Source organism: Duganella sp. GW822-FHT06D06 (assembly GCF_058799615.1).
Map to the genome: position 1 here is coordinate 143870 of NZ_JBXALQ010000011.1, position 14365 is coordinate 158234.

The 14365-nt window shown below is 70.1% G+C and carries 13 protein-coding genes; 9 read left to right on the forward strand and 4 right to left on the reverse strand.

What is annotated here, in order from left to right; all coding sequences use genetic code 11:
* Nucleotide 1 precedes the first annotated feature (1 nt).
* Together mgtA and AC1RMD_RS20380 are read right to left on the reverse strand one after the other, a co-directional pair.
* A complete protein-coding gene (gene mgtA, locus AC1RMD_RS20375) occupies nt 2-2572 on the reverse strand; it encodes a magnesium-translocating P-type ATPase (RefSeq protein WP_492928791.1) in 2571 nt (856 codons plus the stop codon).
* Nucleotides 2569-2964: a TraR/DksA family transcriptional regulator gene (locus AC1RMD_RS20380; RefSeq protein WP_492928793.1), complete on the reverse strand. Its 396-nt coding sequence runs from the start codon at nt 2962-2964 to the stop codon at nt 2569-2571. Before AC1RMD_RS20380 ends, mgtA begins: the two co-directional genes overlap by 4 nt.
* Nucleotides 2965-3135: 171 nt before the next feature.
* Here AC1RMD_RS20380 and AC1RMD_RS20385 point away from each other — a divergent pair, with 171 nt between their 5' ends.
* The 5 genes from AC1RMD_RS20385 to fnr all read left to right on the forward strand — a co-directional run bounded on the left by AC1RMD_RS20385 (nt 3136) and on the right by fnr (nt 8133).
* Entirely contained in the window at nt 3136-4671 is a 1536-nt protein-coding gene (locus AC1RMD_RS20385; protein ID WP_492928795.1) for a sensor histidine kinase, read from the forward strand.
* Nucleotides 4668-5081, forward strand: a complete 414-nt coding sequence (locus AC1RMD_RS20390) for a response regulator (protein WP_217944036.1) — start codon at nt 4668-4670, stop codon at nt 5079-5081. Before AC1RMD_RS20385 ends, AC1RMD_RS20390 begins: the two co-directional genes overlap by 4 nt.
* Entirely contained in the window at nt 5078-6550 is a 1473-nt protein-coding gene (locus tag AC1RMD_RS20395; RefSeq protein ID WP_492928797.1) for a hybrid sensor histidine kinase/response regulator, read from the forward strand. The genes AC1RMD_RS20390 and AC1RMD_RS20395 overlap by 4 nt, the downstream gene beginning before the upstream one ends.
* A complete protein-coding gene (locus AC1RMD_RS20400; protein WP_492928799.1) occupies nt 6540-7178 on the forward strand; it encodes a response regulator in 639 nt (212 codons plus the stop codon). Before AC1RMD_RS20395 ends, AC1RMD_RS20400 begins: the two co-directional genes overlap by 11 nt.
* A 154-nt stretch (nt 7179-7332) precedes the next feature.
* A complete protein-coding gene (fnr, locus tag AC1RMD_RS20405) occupies nt 7333-8133 on the forward strand; it encodes a fumarate/nitrate reduction transcriptional regulator Fnr (RefSeq protein WP_492928800.1) in 801 nt (266 codons plus the stop codon).
* 5 nt (nt 8134-8138) lie between these two features.
* Here the strand turns inward: fnr and AC1RMD_RS20410 are convergent, their stop codons facing one another.
* A complete protein-coding gene (locus AC1RMD_RS20410) occupies nt 8139-8537 on the reverse strand; it encodes a TraR/DksA family transcriptional regulator (RefSeq protein WP_492928802.1) in 399 nt (132 codons plus the stop codon).
* A gap of 31 nt (nt 8538-8568) precedes the next feature.
* Nucleotides 8569-9408 (reverse strand): universal stress protein, encoded by an 840-nt coding sequence (locus AC1RMD_RS20415; RefSeq protein WP_492928803.1) that lies wholly within the window; start codon nt 9406-9408, stop codon nt 8569-8571.
* A 266-nt stretch (nt 9409-9674) separates the two neighbouring features.
* Here AC1RMD_RS20415 and AC1RMD_RS20420 point away from each other — a divergent pair, with 266 nt between their 5' ends.
* Genes AC1RMD_RS20420 through AC1RMD_RS20435 form a run of 4 tightly spaced genes read left to right on the forward strand, consistent with a single transcriptional unit; the run spans nt 9675 to nt 14363 of the window.
* Nucleotides 9675-11150, forward strand: a complete 1476-nt coding sequence (locus AC1RMD_RS20420) for an efflux transporter outer membrane subunit (RefSeq protein ID WP_492928805.1) — start codon at nt 9675-9677, stop codon at nt 11148-11150.
* Entirely contained in the window at nt 11147-12439 is a 1293-nt protein-coding gene (locus AC1RMD_RS20425; RefSeq protein WP_492928807.1) for an efflux RND transporter periplasmic adaptor subunit, read from the forward strand. Before AC1RMD_RS20420 ends, AC1RMD_RS20425 begins: the two co-directional genes overlap by 4 nt.
* Complete coding sequence (locus AC1RMD_RS20430) at nt 12436-13161, forward strand: ABC transporter ATP-binding protein (RefSeq protein ID WP_492928810.1); 726 nt, start codon at nt 12436-12438, stop codon at nt 13159-13161. Before AC1RMD_RS20425 ends, AC1RMD_RS20430 begins: the two co-directional genes overlap by 4 nt.
* Nucleotides 13161-14363, forward strand: coding sequence for an ABC transporter permease (locus tag AC1RMD_RS20435; protein ID WP_492928811.1), 1203 nt, complete (start codon nt 13161-13163; stop codon nt 14361-14363). Before AC1RMD_RS20430 ends, AC1RMD_RS20435 begins: the two co-directional genes overlap by 1 nt.
* Nucleotides 14364-14365 lie beyond the last annotated feature (2 nt).

The window sequence follows — 14365 nt, forward strand, 5'->3', positions numbered from 1 at the left end:
GCTACAGCTGGCCATAGCGGCGCGCCAGCCAGTGCTTGAGCAGCTGGGCCGACGCCAGGTAGGCGGCGACGATGGCGGGCAGCGCCAGCCAGTAGCCGCCGGGCGGCGCCACCAGGCCCAGCGCGCCGCCGGCGCCCGACAGCGGCAGCCACACGCCGAGCGCGCAGACCGCCAGCGTGGTGGCCAGCAGCGGCGTGCTGGGCTTGCTCTGCACGAAGGGGATCTTGCCGGTGCGCAGCACGTGCACCACCAGCGTCTGCGTCAGCAGCGATTCCAGGAACCAGCCGGACTGGAACAGCGCCGGCTGGCGGGCGGCGTCGAACAGATACCACAGCGCGCCGAAGGTCAGGTAGTCGAACAGGGAACTGAGCGGGCCGAGGTACAACATGCTGTGCCAGATATTGTCGAGGTCCCAGCGGCGCGGCTGGCGCAGGTAGGCGGCGTCCACATGGTCGCTGGCGAGCGCCGTCTGCGAGACGTCGTACAGCAGGTTGTTGAGCAGGATCTGCACCGGCGCCATCGGCAGGAAGGGCAGCAGCACGCTGGCGCCGAGCACGCTGAGCATGTTGCCGAAATTGGAGCTGGCGCTCATGCGCAGGTATTTGCTGATGTTGCCGAACACCTTGCGGCCTTCGATCACGCCGTCCTTGAGCGCCATCAGGCTTTTTTGCAGCAGGATGATGTCGGCCGATTCCTTGGCGATGTCGACCGCGCTGTCGACCGAGACGCCGACGTCGGCCGCCTTCAGCGCGGCGCCGTCGTTGATGCCGTCGCCCAGGTAGCCGACCACGTGGCCGCGGCTTTGCAGCGCGCGGATCACGCGCGCCTTCTGCTGCGGCGCCATCTTGGCGAACACCGACACGCTTTCCGCGCGCAGCGCCAGCGCGGCGTCGCCGAGCGCGTCGATCTCGCTGCCCAGCATCACCTGCCGCACCGGCAGGCCGACGTGGCGGCAGACGCTGCGGGTGACCGACTCGTTGTCGCCGGTCAGCACCTTGACCGCGACGCCGTAGTGGTTCAGCGCGCGGATGGCCTCGGCCGCGCTGTCCTTGGGCGGGTCGAGGAAGGCGATGTAGCCGAGCAGCAGCAGGTCGGCCTCGGCCGTGTTGTCGAGCGCCTGTGCGCCGGCCGCCAGTTCGCGGCAGGCCACGGCGATCACCCGGAAGCCGTCCTGGTTCAGGTCCTCCACCACCCGGCCCAGCGCGGCGCCGTGGTGGTCCTGCAGCGCGATCACGCCGGCGCCGGTCTCGGCGCGGTTGCACACGGCGAGCACTTCCTCCACCGCGCCCTTGCAGATCAGCACGCGGCTGCCGTCGCGCCGTTCGACCACCACCGACATGCGGCGCCGCTGGAAGTCGAACGGCAGCTCGTCGATCTTGCGGAAGGCGTGGTCGGCGTCCAGATGCTGGTGCACGTCGACATAATTGAGCACGGCCACGTCCAGCAGGTTCTTCAGGCCGGTCTGGTAGTAGCTGTTCAGGTAGGCGTATTCGGTGACCTTGGCCGAGTCGCGGCCTTCGATGTCGACATGGCGCTCCAGGATCACGCGGTCCTGGGTCAGCGTGCCGGTCTTGTCGGTGCACAGCACGTCCATCGCGCCGAAGTTCTGGATCGCGTTCAGGCGCTTGACGATCACCTGCTTGCCGGACATGGCCAGCGCGCCCTTGGCCAGGTTGATGGTGACGATCATCGGCAGCATTTCCGGCGCCAGGCCGACCGCCACCGCCACCCCGAACAGCAGCGCCTCCAGCCAGTCCCCCTTGCTGACGCCGTTGAGCACGAACACCAGCGGCATCATCACCAGCATCACCCGCACCATCAGCCAGACGAACTGGTTGACGCCGCGGTCGAAGCTGGTCGGCTCGCGCGCGCCGGCCAGGTCGGCGGCGATCTGGCCGAAGCAGGTGTGGCGGCCGGTGGCCACCACCAGCGCGCTGGCGGTGCCGCTGACGACGGTGCAGCCCATGTAGGCCAGATTGCCCAGCTCCAGCGCGGGCTGGCCGGACGCCGCCAGCGCCTGGCCGTGTTTTTCGACCGGCAGCGCCTCGCCGGTCAGCGCCGACTGGCTGAGGAACAGGTCGCGGCTGGACAGGATGCGCAGGTCGGCCGGCACCAGCGCGCCGGCCGACAGCTGGACGATGTCGCCCGGCACCAGCGCCGCCAGCGCCACCTCGCCCGGCGCGCCGTCGCGCAGCACGCTGGCGGTGGTGGCGACCATGCTGCGCAGGCGCTCGGCCGCCAGGTCGGAGCGGTGCTCCTGGACGAAGGCCAGCAGCGAGGACAGCACCACCATGACGGCGATCACCACCGCGCCCCAGTCCTGGCCGGTGAAGAAATTGACCAGCGCCAGGGCCAGCAACAGCAGCGACAGCGGACTGGCCAGCAGCTTCAGGAAGCGCAGCGCGGCGTTGCCGCGGGCCTGGTGGGCCACCGCGTTGGGGCCGTGCTGCAGCTGGCGGACGCCGGCTTCCTGCGTCGTCAGGCCGCCGCTGCGGCTGCCGAGCATGGACAGGACGGCGTCGGCGTCGGCCGCGGCGTAGGCCTGGAGGGCGGCCTGCCCGGTGGCGCTCACGGCGTCGGGCGCTTGCCGCGGTGGGGGCGCTGCTCGTGCGCTTCCTGGCAGGGCAGGCAGTTCTGGGCGGTGGGCTGGACCCGCAGGCGTTCCGGCGCGATCGGCGCGCCGCAGCTCAGGCAGCGGCCGAAGCTGCCGTCGGCCAGGCGCGCGCAAGCGGCGTCGAGGCCGCGCAGGGCGGCCAGCTCCTCTGCCAGCCGCGCCAGGTCGCAGCCGGGCAGCTGCCGCAGCACGGCCGGGTCGCCCAGCGTAGCCTTGCCGTCAAGAATGTTCGACGCCAGCGGCGGCGGCGCCGGCGCCAGGCGCCGTTGCAACTGCGCTGCCAGTTCGGTGCGCTGGCGCTGCAGGCGCGCGGCCAGCCATTCCAGTTCGGGGGGGAGAGACGGATTCATGGCATCACTGTACGGCCACGCCCCGGCGCCGTCTGTAGCGGCCGTTGATCCAGATCAAAATGCCCAAGAATACTACCGGGTAGCGCCGGCCACGGCGGCACCGATTGCCGAACTGGCATTTTTTTTTGTGTTCCGGGGCATTCAATCGTATGATTTGGGTCTGGATGCCGGATGGGCATCGTTTTACAGGACGCGCTGTTGAAAAATCTCGGGATTGAGGGCTTGAGCCTGGAGTGGTTGCTGGCGTCGGCCACCGACGCCATGCTGATCGTCGACCAGGGCGGCCACATCGTGCTGGCCAATCCGGCGCTGGAGCGTCTGTTCGGCTACGGCGCCGGCGAGATGCTGGGGCTGGCGCTGGAGGCGCTGGTGCCGGCCCGCTTCCACGGCGCCCACGTCGGCCAGCGGGACGACTTTTTCAACCAGCCGCGCGCGCGGGCGATGGGCGCGGGCGCCGAGCTGTTCGGACGCCACCGCGACGGCCGCGAATTCGGCGTCGAGGTCAGCCTGTCGCCGCTGCGCACCTCGCAGGGCCTGTCGCTGGTGCTGGCCACGGTGCGCGACGTCACCGAGCGCAAGCTGGCCGAGCAGGCGCTGCAGGAAAGCGAGGCGCGCATGCGCGCCATCTTCGAGACCGCCGTCGACGCCATCATCACCATCGACGAGCAGGGCGTGCTGGAGCGGCTGAACCCGGCCGCCGAACGGCTGTTCGGCTACGCCGAGGCGGAGGTGGCCGGCCGCAACGTCTCGATGCTGATGCCGCAGCCGCACCGCAAGCTGCACGACGGCTACCTGACGCACTACCGCGACACCGGCGAGAAGCGCATCATCGGCAAGGGCCGCGAGGTGGAGGGCTTGCGCCAGGACGGCAGCGTGTTCCCGATGGAACTGTCGGTGGTGGAGATGCAGCTGGGCGCGCGCCGCATGTTCACCGGCATGGTGCGCGACATTTCCGAGCGCAAGCGGGCCGAGCAGCACAACCGCCGCCTGATGCAGGAAATCTCCAGCGCCAACGAGGAGCTGACCAACTTCGCCTACGTCGTGTCGCACGACCTGAAGGCGCCGCTGCGCGGCATCGGCTCGCTGGCCGACTGGCTGGCCACCGACTACGCCGAGCAGTTCAACGACGAGGGCAAGGAGCACATGCGGCTGCTGATCAACCGGGTGCACCGGATGAGCAGCCTGATCGATGGTATCCTGCAGTACTCGCGCGTGGGCCGGGTGCGCGAGGCGCAGTCGGCGGTCGACCTGAACCAGCTGCTGGTGGACGTGGTGGACCTGCTGGCGCCGCCGCCGCAGTTCCGCATCACGGTGGCGCCGGCGCTGCCGACGGTGCAGATCGAACCGACCCGCATCCAGCAAGTGTTCCACAACCTGATCTCCAACGCCATCAAGTACATGGACAAGCCGGACGGCGTGATCGAGATCGGCTGCGAGGACGACGGCAGCCACTGGCGCTTCAGCGTGCGCGACAACGGCCCCGGCATCGAGACCCGCCATTTCGAGCGCATCTTCCAGCTGTTCCAGACGCTGGCCTCGCGCGACCGGGTCGAGAGCACCGGCGTCGGCCTGGCGCTGGCCAAGAAAATCGTTGAAATGTATCAGGGACGCATCTGGCTTGAATCGCAGATGGGGCAGGGCTGCACCTTCTGGTTCACGCTGCCCAAGTCCGGCACCCACTTACCCAGAACAGGAAACCCTGCATGAAAGTCATTAACAAACCGATCCTGCTGGTCGAGGACGACCACGTCGACATCATGACCATCAAGCGCGCGCTGAAGGAAATCCATGTCGGCAATGCGGTGGTCAGCATGGAGCATGGCGAGGCGGGGCTGGAGTACCTGCGCGATCCGACGCAGGAGCGGCCCTGCATCATCCTGCTGGACCTGAACATGCCGATCATGAACGGCATCGAGTTCTTGCAGCAGATCAAGCACGACGCGTCGCTGCGCCGCATTCCGGTGGTGGTGCTGACCACCTCCGAGGAACAGCAGGACAAGGTGCGCAGTTTCGACCTGGGCGTGGCCGGCTATATGGCCAAGCCGGTCGATTACCGCCGCTTCGTCGAGATGATGCGCTCGATCGACCTGTACTGGACCATCAGCGAGATGCCGTGAACACTCCCCTGCGCGTGCTGATCGTGGAGGACGACGCGGTCGACCGCATGGCCTGCCGGCGCGCGTTCGCCGCCGCCGACGCCGGCTTCGACCTGCTGGAAGCCGATAGCGGCGAGCTGGGCCTGGAACTGGCGCGCAGCCAGCGTCCCGACTGCATCCTGCTCGACTACCATCTGCCCGACCTGACCGGGCTGGAGTTCCTGGCCCACCTGAACCAGGACGCCGCGCCGGGCACGCCGGTGATGATGCTGACCGGCGCCGACAGCGCCGCCGTGGCGGCCGAGGCGATGCGGCTGGGCGCGCGCGACTACCTGGTCAAGGACGTCGACGGCTACTACCTGGAATTGCTGCCGGGCGCGATCCACCGCATGCTGCGCGAGCAGCAGCTGCTCGACGACAAGCGCCAGGTCGAGGCGCAGTTCCGCACCCTGGTCGAGCAGATGCAGGCGATCAGCTACATCGCCGAGCTGGGCGGCAGCGGCGCGCTGCGCTATATCAGTCCGCAGATCGGCCTGCTGGGCTACAGTCCGGCCGAATGGCTGGCCGACCCGGCGCTGCACGGCCGCCTGATGGACCCGGCGCTGCGCGAGCCGACGCTGGCGGCGCTGCAACAGAGCCGCCGCGACGGCAGCCCGCTGCACCTGGACTACCGGCTGCACGCGCGCGACGGCCGGGCGGTGTGGCTGCGCGACCAGGCCGAGCTGGTGCGCGACGAACAGGGCCAGCCGCTGTTCATGCAGGGCATCATGATCGACATCACCCAGATCAAGCTGGGCGAGCAGGCCTTGCTGGCCTCGCAGCGGGCGCTGCGCAGCCTGTCGGCGCACCAGGAGCAGATCAAGGAAAACGAGCGCAAGCGCATCGCCCAGGAAATCCATGACGAACTGGGCGGCCTGCTGACCGGCATCAAGGCGTATATCGCGGTCAGCATCGAGCGCGCCGCGGCCGCCGCCGCGCCGGCCGAACCCTTGCTGGCCGAGGCGGCCGGGCTGGCCCAGGACGCGATCGACACGGTGCGGCGCGTGATCACCGACCTGCGGCCCAGCGTGCTCGACCAGCTGGGCGTGTGGGCCGCGCTGGAGTGGTACGCCGAACAGGTCGAGCGCCGCTCGGGCCTGCATTGCCAGTGCACGGTGGCCGCCGCCGCCGCCGAGCTGGAGCTCGACGCCGGACGCAGCACGATGCTGTTCCGCATCGCCCAGGAAGCGCTGACCAATGTGGTGCGGCATGCCGGCGCCAGCAACGCCGCGCTGCAGGTCGACTACGCCGACGGCGTGCTGGAACTGCGCATCAGCGACGACGGCCAGGGCATCGAAGCCGAGCGCCTGCTCAACCGCGAGAGCTGGGGCATCCTCGGCATGCATGAACGCTGCCGTCACTTCGACGGCGAACTGAAGATAACCGGCCGGCCCGGCCAGGGCACGACCCTGCTGCTGCGCCTGCCATTGGACGAACAACATGAGTACTAATCCCATCCGCGTCTTGCTGGTCGACGACCATGCGATCGCGCGCAACGGCGTGCGTTTGATGCTGAGCTCGGCCGACGACATCCGCGTCGACGGCGAGGCCTGCAACGCGCAGGAAGCGCTGCAACTGGCGCTGGCCCAGGAGTTCGACGTGGCGCTGCTCGACATCACCATGCCCGGCAAGAACGGCCTGGAGCTGCTCAAGCAGCTGCGCAGCGAGCGGCCCAAGCTGGCCGTGTTGATGCTGAGCACCTATTCGGAAGACATCTACGCGGTGCGCGCGCTCAAGCTGGGCGCGGCCGGCTACCTGATCAAGGACGCCCCGACCAGCACCCTGGTGGCGGCGGTGCGCAAGGCCGCCTCGGGCGGCAAGCATGTCAGCCCGGCACTGCTGGAGAAGCTGGCCAGCCTGATCGGCGGCGGCGGCAACGCCGGCCACGACGCCCTGTCCAACCGCGAACTGGAGGTGCTGAAGCTGATCGCGGCCGGCGAATCGCTGGTGCGCATCGGCGAAACCCTGCACCTGAGCCCCAACACGGTGACCACCTACCGTTCCCGCATCCTGGAGAAAATGGGACTCGATAGCAATGCGGAACTGACCCGCTACGCCCTGGAACACGGGCTGATCTAGGTTTTGTAGGGCTTCCCCTACAGGTTTTTGTCGGCCGCGCCCTACACGACAGGGCCGGGTAGCCCGATGCCCAAGCCACCCGCCGTCGTCGATACTGATCCCATACCAAAGCCGTCGCCACCCTGCGACGGACAGCACAACCGGGAGCATCGACATGAGCACGAATATACGACTAGCCGCATCCAACGATACAGCCGGTGCGGGCCAAGGCAAATGCGGGACGTGCGGCTTCAAGAACCTGTGCCTGCCGCAGGGTCTGAACGACAGCGAGATCGGCCGGCTCGACAAGATCATCGGCCGCCGCCGCCGCGTCGAGCGCGACGAAAACCTGTGCCGCATGGAGCAGCCTTTCCACAGCCTGTACGCGGTGCGCTTCGGCCACTTCAAGACCTCGCGCGTCAACCACGGCGGCCAGCAGCAGATCACCGGCTTCCAGATGGCGGGCGAACTGCTGGGCATGGACGCCATCGGCACCGGCCAGCACGCTTGCGGCGTGGTGGCGCTGGAAGACAGCGAAGTGTGCGAGATTCCCTTCGCCCGTCTGCAGGAGTTGTTTGCCGAAGTGCCGCAGCTGCTGCGCCACTTCCACCGCATCATGAGCCAGGAAATCATGCGCGAGCAAAACGCCATGCTGTTCCTCGGCAATATGCGCGCCGAACAGCGTTTCGCCACCTTCCTGTTGAACCTGTCGACCCGCTATGCCGCGCGTGGCTACTCGCCTTCCAGCTTCCAGCTGCGCATGTCGCGCGAGGACATCGGCGACTACCTGGGCCTGACCATCGAAAGCATCAGCCGCCTGCTGTCGCGCTTCCGCGCCAGCGGCTGGATCGCGGTCGACAAGCGCGAACTGCGCATCCTCGACCACGCCAAGATGGAGGAACTGGCCACCGGCATCGCGCCGGCAGCCGCCGCGCCGGCCCGCGCTCCGATCTTCATGCAGGCCGCCCACGCCTAGTCCGATCAGCCGGCCGCGACCTGCGGCCGGGCGCCGCCGTGCTGTTCGGCCTCGGCCTGGCAGTCGCGGCACATCACGGCGTCGGGCTGCGCTTGCAGCCGTGCTTCTCCTATCGCTTCCCCGCACTGCGCGCACAGGCCGTAGCTGCCTTCGCGCAAGCGGGCCAGCGCGCCGTCGACGGTGCGCAACTCGGCCAGTTCGTGGTTGAGCAGCGCGATGTCGGTGTCGCTCAGCTGGCACGCTTCGGCCTCGTCGGCGCCGATGGCGTAGTTGTTGAACAGCGCCAGTTCCTGTTGCTCGTAGTTCTGGTGCAGGCGGTGCCGCAGCTGGAGCGCCAGTTCTTCGCGCCGCTGTTGCAGGCGATCGCCCAGTAACAGCAGGATGGTGGGGGTAAGGTGACTCATGGTGTGCTCCAGTTTAAGTGGGGGATCGGATTTAGTGCGCCATCAGGACCGGCAGCGTCATGTCGTGCAGGACGCTGCGGGTGGCGCCGCCCAGCATCCATTCGCGCAGCCGCCAGTGGCCGTAGCCGCCCATGACCAGCAGGTCGGCGTCGATCGCGGCCGCCATGGACAGCAAGGCCATGCCTGCCCGCCGTCCGCCGTCCAGCTGGGCCACGGTGACGCCGACGCCATGGCGCGCCAGATAGCGGGCCAGCTCGGCGCCAGGCAAGTCGACCTGCCGTCGGTGCGGGTCCTCGGGTGCGCTGGCCGCCAGCGTGACGCGGGTGGCGCGCCGCAGCATCGGCATGGCGCCCATCAAGGCGTGGATCGCCGCCACGCTGGCGTCCCAGCCCACCAGCACATGTGCTCCGATCCGATCGAACTGGCCGGCGTGCGGCACGATGAGCAGCGGGCGCGCGCATTGGAACATCACGTCTTGCGGCAGGCGGTACAGCAATTCGTCCGGCTGGCCCTGCGGGTCGCCCTGGCTCAGCACCAGCAGGTCGGCGTACGGGCTTTGCAGGATCAGGCCGTCGTCCACCGCGTCGTCGACCAGGCGGGCCTCGAAGGAAGGCAGGCCCAGGCGGCTGGCGCAGTCGGAAAACTGGGTCAGCGCGCTGTCGGCGCGGGTCCGCAGCAGACGCAGGTCGAAGGGGAAGGGCGTGCCGATGGGCACGATCGAGCCATCCGGCAAGGCATGGCGCGACAAGCCGGTCATGGCGGCGCCGATCAGATGGGCTTCATGCGCCAGGGCCAGCTGGGTCGCCAGCCGGATGCGCTGGGCCGCCTGCGGCGAACCGTCGGCGTGCACCAATATGGTCTTGTAGGACATGCGGTCTCCTTGGCGGGCTACAGGATCGGGCCGCCCCGGTCTTGAGGCGCTTCAATGACGTTCATCGTAGAGAGATGCTTCAGTAATTTGATTGATCCACATCAAGCGCGCGACAAACTGGCGTACGCCGTGTTGAATCTGGTAAATTTTTGAGTTGGATCAAGCCGGCGGGATGACGCCGCCCCGGCCCGCGCTTACAGTCAGGTCATGGGCGCCCGGCCGCGTGGGCTTGCGGCGCCGTCAATCACCGACAGGAGCAACTCCAGATGAAGCCGTTCACGCGTTTGCCGTTTGCGATGTCCGCCATCCAGCGTGCGCAGCGGGTTCTCCCGGCGTTGCTGGGACTGGCCATGCTGGCGGCTTGCGCTCAGTTACGTCCGGTCAGTCTGCCGCCGGCCGGCGTGCCTTTCGAGGCGCCGCCGGCCTGGTCGACGGCCAAGGCCGGCGAGCCGCCGCCGCCCGCCGACGGCGCCGCCGCGCTGGCCAGCTGGTGGCGACGCTTCAACGATCCGCTGCTGGAACAGCTGGTGGCGCGCGCGCTGCAGGCCAACACCGGCATCGCCCAGGCGCGCGGCGCGCTGCGCCAGGCGCGCGCGGCGCGCGACGCCTCGGCGGCGGGGCTGGCGGCCACCGTCAGCGGCAGCGGCCAGGCCCGGCGCAGCAAGCTCGATGGAACGGCCGCCACCAACTCCTACAACCTCGGCTTCGATGCGCGCTGGGAGCCGGACGTGTTCGGCGCCAACGGCCACGCGCTGGCGGCCAGCGCCGCCACGCTGCAGGCCAGCGCCGCCAGCCTGGCCGCCGCCCAGGTGTCGGTGGCGGCCGAGGTGGCGCGCAGCTACATCGAGCTGCGCGGCGTGCAGCGGCGGCTGGCGATCGCGCGCGACAACCTGGCCAGCCAGCAAAGCACGCTGGAGATCACCAACTGGCGCGTTCAGGCCGGCATGCTGACGTCGCTGGAACAGCAGCAAGCCATCACCGCGGCCGCGCAGGCGGCCGCCCAATTGCCACCGCTGGAGAGCGCCGCGGCCCAGCTGAGGCACGCGCTGGCCGTGTTGTGCGGACAAGCTCCGGCCGCACTCGACGCCCTGCTGGCGCCGGCGCTGGCCATTCCCGAGGCGGGCCCGCAGCTGGCCCTGAGCCTGCCGGCCGCCACGCTGCGCCAGCGCGCCGACGTGCGGGCGGCCGAGTTCGAGCTGGAGGCGGCGCGCGCGCGCGTGGGCCAGGCCGACGCCGCGCGCTATCCGGTGTTCCGGCTGGACGGTTCGCTGGGATTGAGCGGCCTGGGTTTCGGCGCCAGCGGCGGCACCTTGCTGCGCACCTTGCTTGGCGCGGTGACCGGCAATGTGCTCGACGGCGGCGCCGGCAAGGCCCAGCTGGAAGTGCAGCGCGGCGCCCTGGCGCAGGCGCAGGCCGTGTATCTGGCCACCTTGCTGGGCGCCTTGCAGGAAGTGGAGGACGCGCTGTCCGCGCTGGCCGGCGACCGCGCGCGCCTGGACCATCTGCGGCTGGCCGCCGGCGCCGCCGACAGCGCGGCCCTGCTGGCCCGCCAGCGCTATGCCAGCGGGCTGGTCGATTTTCAGACGGTGCTGGAAACCCAGCGCGCGCTGTACAGCTCGCAGGACGGCGTGGCCGCCACCAGCGCCGCGCTGGGAGGCGACCTGGTGCGGCTGTACAAGGCGCTGGGCGGTGGCTGGCAGCCCGATGGCGACCCCGCCGGCTATGCTGGACGGACGCCGTGAACCGGCCTTCGGTGGCGGCGCCGGCGCCCGGACCATTGGACGAGATCGCCGAGCCGCCGCCGCGCCGCTGGTGGCGCCGCGCTGCGATCTGGGCGGTGGTGCTGGCCTTGCCTGCGGTCGCCGGCGCACTGTACTTGTGGCAGCAGCAGCGCCAGGCGGCGCGCGCGCCCAGCTTTGTGACGACGCCGATCCGGCGCGGCAGCGTCACACTCAGCGTCACCGCCAACGGCAGCTTGCAGCCGACCCGCGCGGTCAACATCGGCAGCGAGCTGTCGGGCACCGTGGCGCGCGTGCTGGTCGACGTCAACGACCAGGTTCGCGCCGGCCAGGTGCTGGTGCAACTGGACACGGCCAAGCTGCGGGACCAGATCGTCCGTTCGCGCGCCGCGCTGGCCGCCGCGCGGGCCGACCTGGCGCAAAGCCAGGCCAGCGGCGCCGAGGCGCGCAGCGCGCTGGGCCGGCTGGACGAAGTGGCGCGCCTGTCCGGCGGCAAGGTGCCGTCGCGTGCGGAACTGGACGCCGGCCGGGCAGCCCTGGCCAGGGCCGAGGCGGCCGTGCTGGGCGCCGCCGCCAGCGTGCAGAGCGCACAGGCCGCGCTGTCGACCGACAGCACCAACCTGGCGCACGCCTCGATCCGCTCGCCGATCGACGGCGTGGTGCTGACCCGCAGCGTCGAACCCGGCAACGCGGTGGCCGCCTCGCTGCAGGCGGTGACGCTGTTCGCGCTGGCCCAGGACTTGCGCCGTTTGCGCCTGCTGGTCAATGTCGACGAGGCCGACGTCGGCGCGGTGCGGGTGGGCCAGCCGGCCACCTTTACCGTCAGCGCCTATGCCGAGCGCAGCTATCCCGCCGTGGTCACCCGCGTCTCGTACGGCTCGACCATCACCGAGAACGTGGTCACCTATGTGGCCTACCTGGAGGTCGACAACGCCGACCTGAGCCTGCGTCCCGGCATGACGGCCACCGCCGTGATCCGCGCGGCCCAGCGCGACGACGTGCTGCTGGTGCCGAACAGCGCCTTGCGCTTCACGCCCAGCGAGGGCGGCGCGGCGGCCTCGGCCGGGCTGGTGTCGCGCCTGATGCCGCGCCTGCCGGGACGGGCGCCGCGCCAGGCCGGCATGGCGCTCGCCGCACGGCGCACGCTGTGGGTGCTGCGCGATGGCCGGGCGCAGGAACAGGGCGTCACGCTGGGCATCAGCGACGGCCGCTACACGGAGGTCAGCGGCGCCGGCCTGGAGGCCGGCACGCCGGTCATCACCGACCAGCGCGCAGCCGCATCAGCGCCATGAGCGGGGACGCGCCCCTGATACGGCTGCGCGATGTGTGCAAGCGCTACGGCGACGGCGCGGCAGCCCTGATGGCGCTGGACCGGGTCAGCCTGGATATCGCGCAGGGCGAGTTCGTCGCCATCATGGGGCCCAGCGGCTCCGGCAAGTCGACCGCGATGAACATCCTCGGCTGCCTCGACACGCCCAGCGCCGGCCACTACCTGTTCCACCAGGTCGACGTCGGCGCCGCCAGCCGCGACCAGCGCGCGCGCCTGCGCCGGCGCTACCTTGGCTTTGTGTTCCAGGGCTTCAATCTGCTGGCGCGCACCTCGGCCCAGGAGAACGTCGAATTGCCGCTGCTGTATCGCGGCGAGGGCGCGGCGCGCCGCCACGCGCTGGCCGCACAGGCGCTGGCCGCCGTCGGCCTGGGCGGCTGGGACGGGCACACGCCGTCCGAGCTGTCGGGCGGGCAGCAACAGCGGGTGGCGATCGCGCGCGCCATCGTCAGCGCGCCGTCGCTGCTGCTGGCCGACGAGCCGACCGGCAACCTGGACAGCCAGCGCAGCCGCGAGATCATGGAGCTGCTGGCGCGCCTGAACCGCGAGCAGGGCATCACCGTGGTGATGGTGACGCACGAGCCGGACATGGCGCTGTACGCGCAGCGCATCGTGCGCTTTCGCGACGGCCGCATCGAGAGCGATGAGCACAATCCGCAGCCGCTGGCTGAGACGGCGGTGCGCTGATGCTGCTCAACACCATCCTGCTGGCGCTGCGCTCGATCCGGCGCAACCTGCTGCGCTCCTTCCTGACCATGCTGGGCATCGTGATCGGGGTCGGCGCGGTGATCGCCATGGTCACGCTGGGCAACGGCGCCACCCAGGCGGTGCACGACCAGATCGCCAGCCTGGGCAGCAATCTGCTGATGGTGCGCACCGGCCAGCGCATGGGGCAGGGCGGCTCCGGCGCGCCGGCCTTCAAGGAAGCCGACGCCGACGCCATCGCCGGCCAGCTGGGCGGCATCCGCGCCGTGGCGGCCGAGGCGCGCAGCGGCGCCACCGTGGTGGCCAACGGCCGCAACTGGACCACCACCGTCACCGGCGGCAGCGGCGACTGGATCAGCGCCGCCAACTGGACGCTCAGCGCCGGCCGTCCCTTCGACGACGGCGAGCAGCGCGCCGGCGGCGCCGTGTGCATGCTGGGCGCCACGGTGGCGCGCGCGCTGTTCGGCAGCCGCGAGGCGCTGGGCGAACGGCTGCGCATCAAGCAGTTTTCCTGCGTGATCGTGGCGCTGCTGGCGGCCAAGGGCCAGGGCGCGATGGGCAACGACCAGGACGACATCGTGCTGCTGCCGCTGCATACCCTGCAGCGCCGCGTGACCGGCAACCTGCGCGTCAACACGTTGCTGATCTCGATGCAGGAGGGCAGCGACGCCAAGGCGCTGCAGGCGCGCCTGACGCAGCTGCTGCGCGAGCGGCGCAAGCTGGGCGCGGCCGAAGAGGACAACTTCAATGTGCTCGACACGCGCCAGCTGGCCGACACCATGTCCGGCGCCACGCGGGTGATGACGACCTTGCTGGCGGCGGTGGCGGCGGTGAGCCTGCTGGTGGGCGGCATCGGCATCATGAACATCATGCTGGTCAGCGTCACCGAGCGCACCCGCGAGATCGGCCTGCGGCTGGCGATCGGCGCGCAGGAGCGCGACGTGCTGCTGCAATTCCTGATCGAGGCGATGGTGCTGGCCGCGCTGGGCGGGCTGGCCGGCGTGCTGCTGGCGGCGCTGGCCACGGCCTTGCTGGCCCACGCCCTGCAGCTGCCGTATCTGTTCAATCCGGGCGTGAACCTGTTGTCCTTCGTATTCTCGGCCGGGATCGGCGTGGTGTTCGGCTACGTGCCGGCGCGGCGCGCCGCGCGCATGGACCCGATCGAGGCGCTGCGCCACGAATAGGG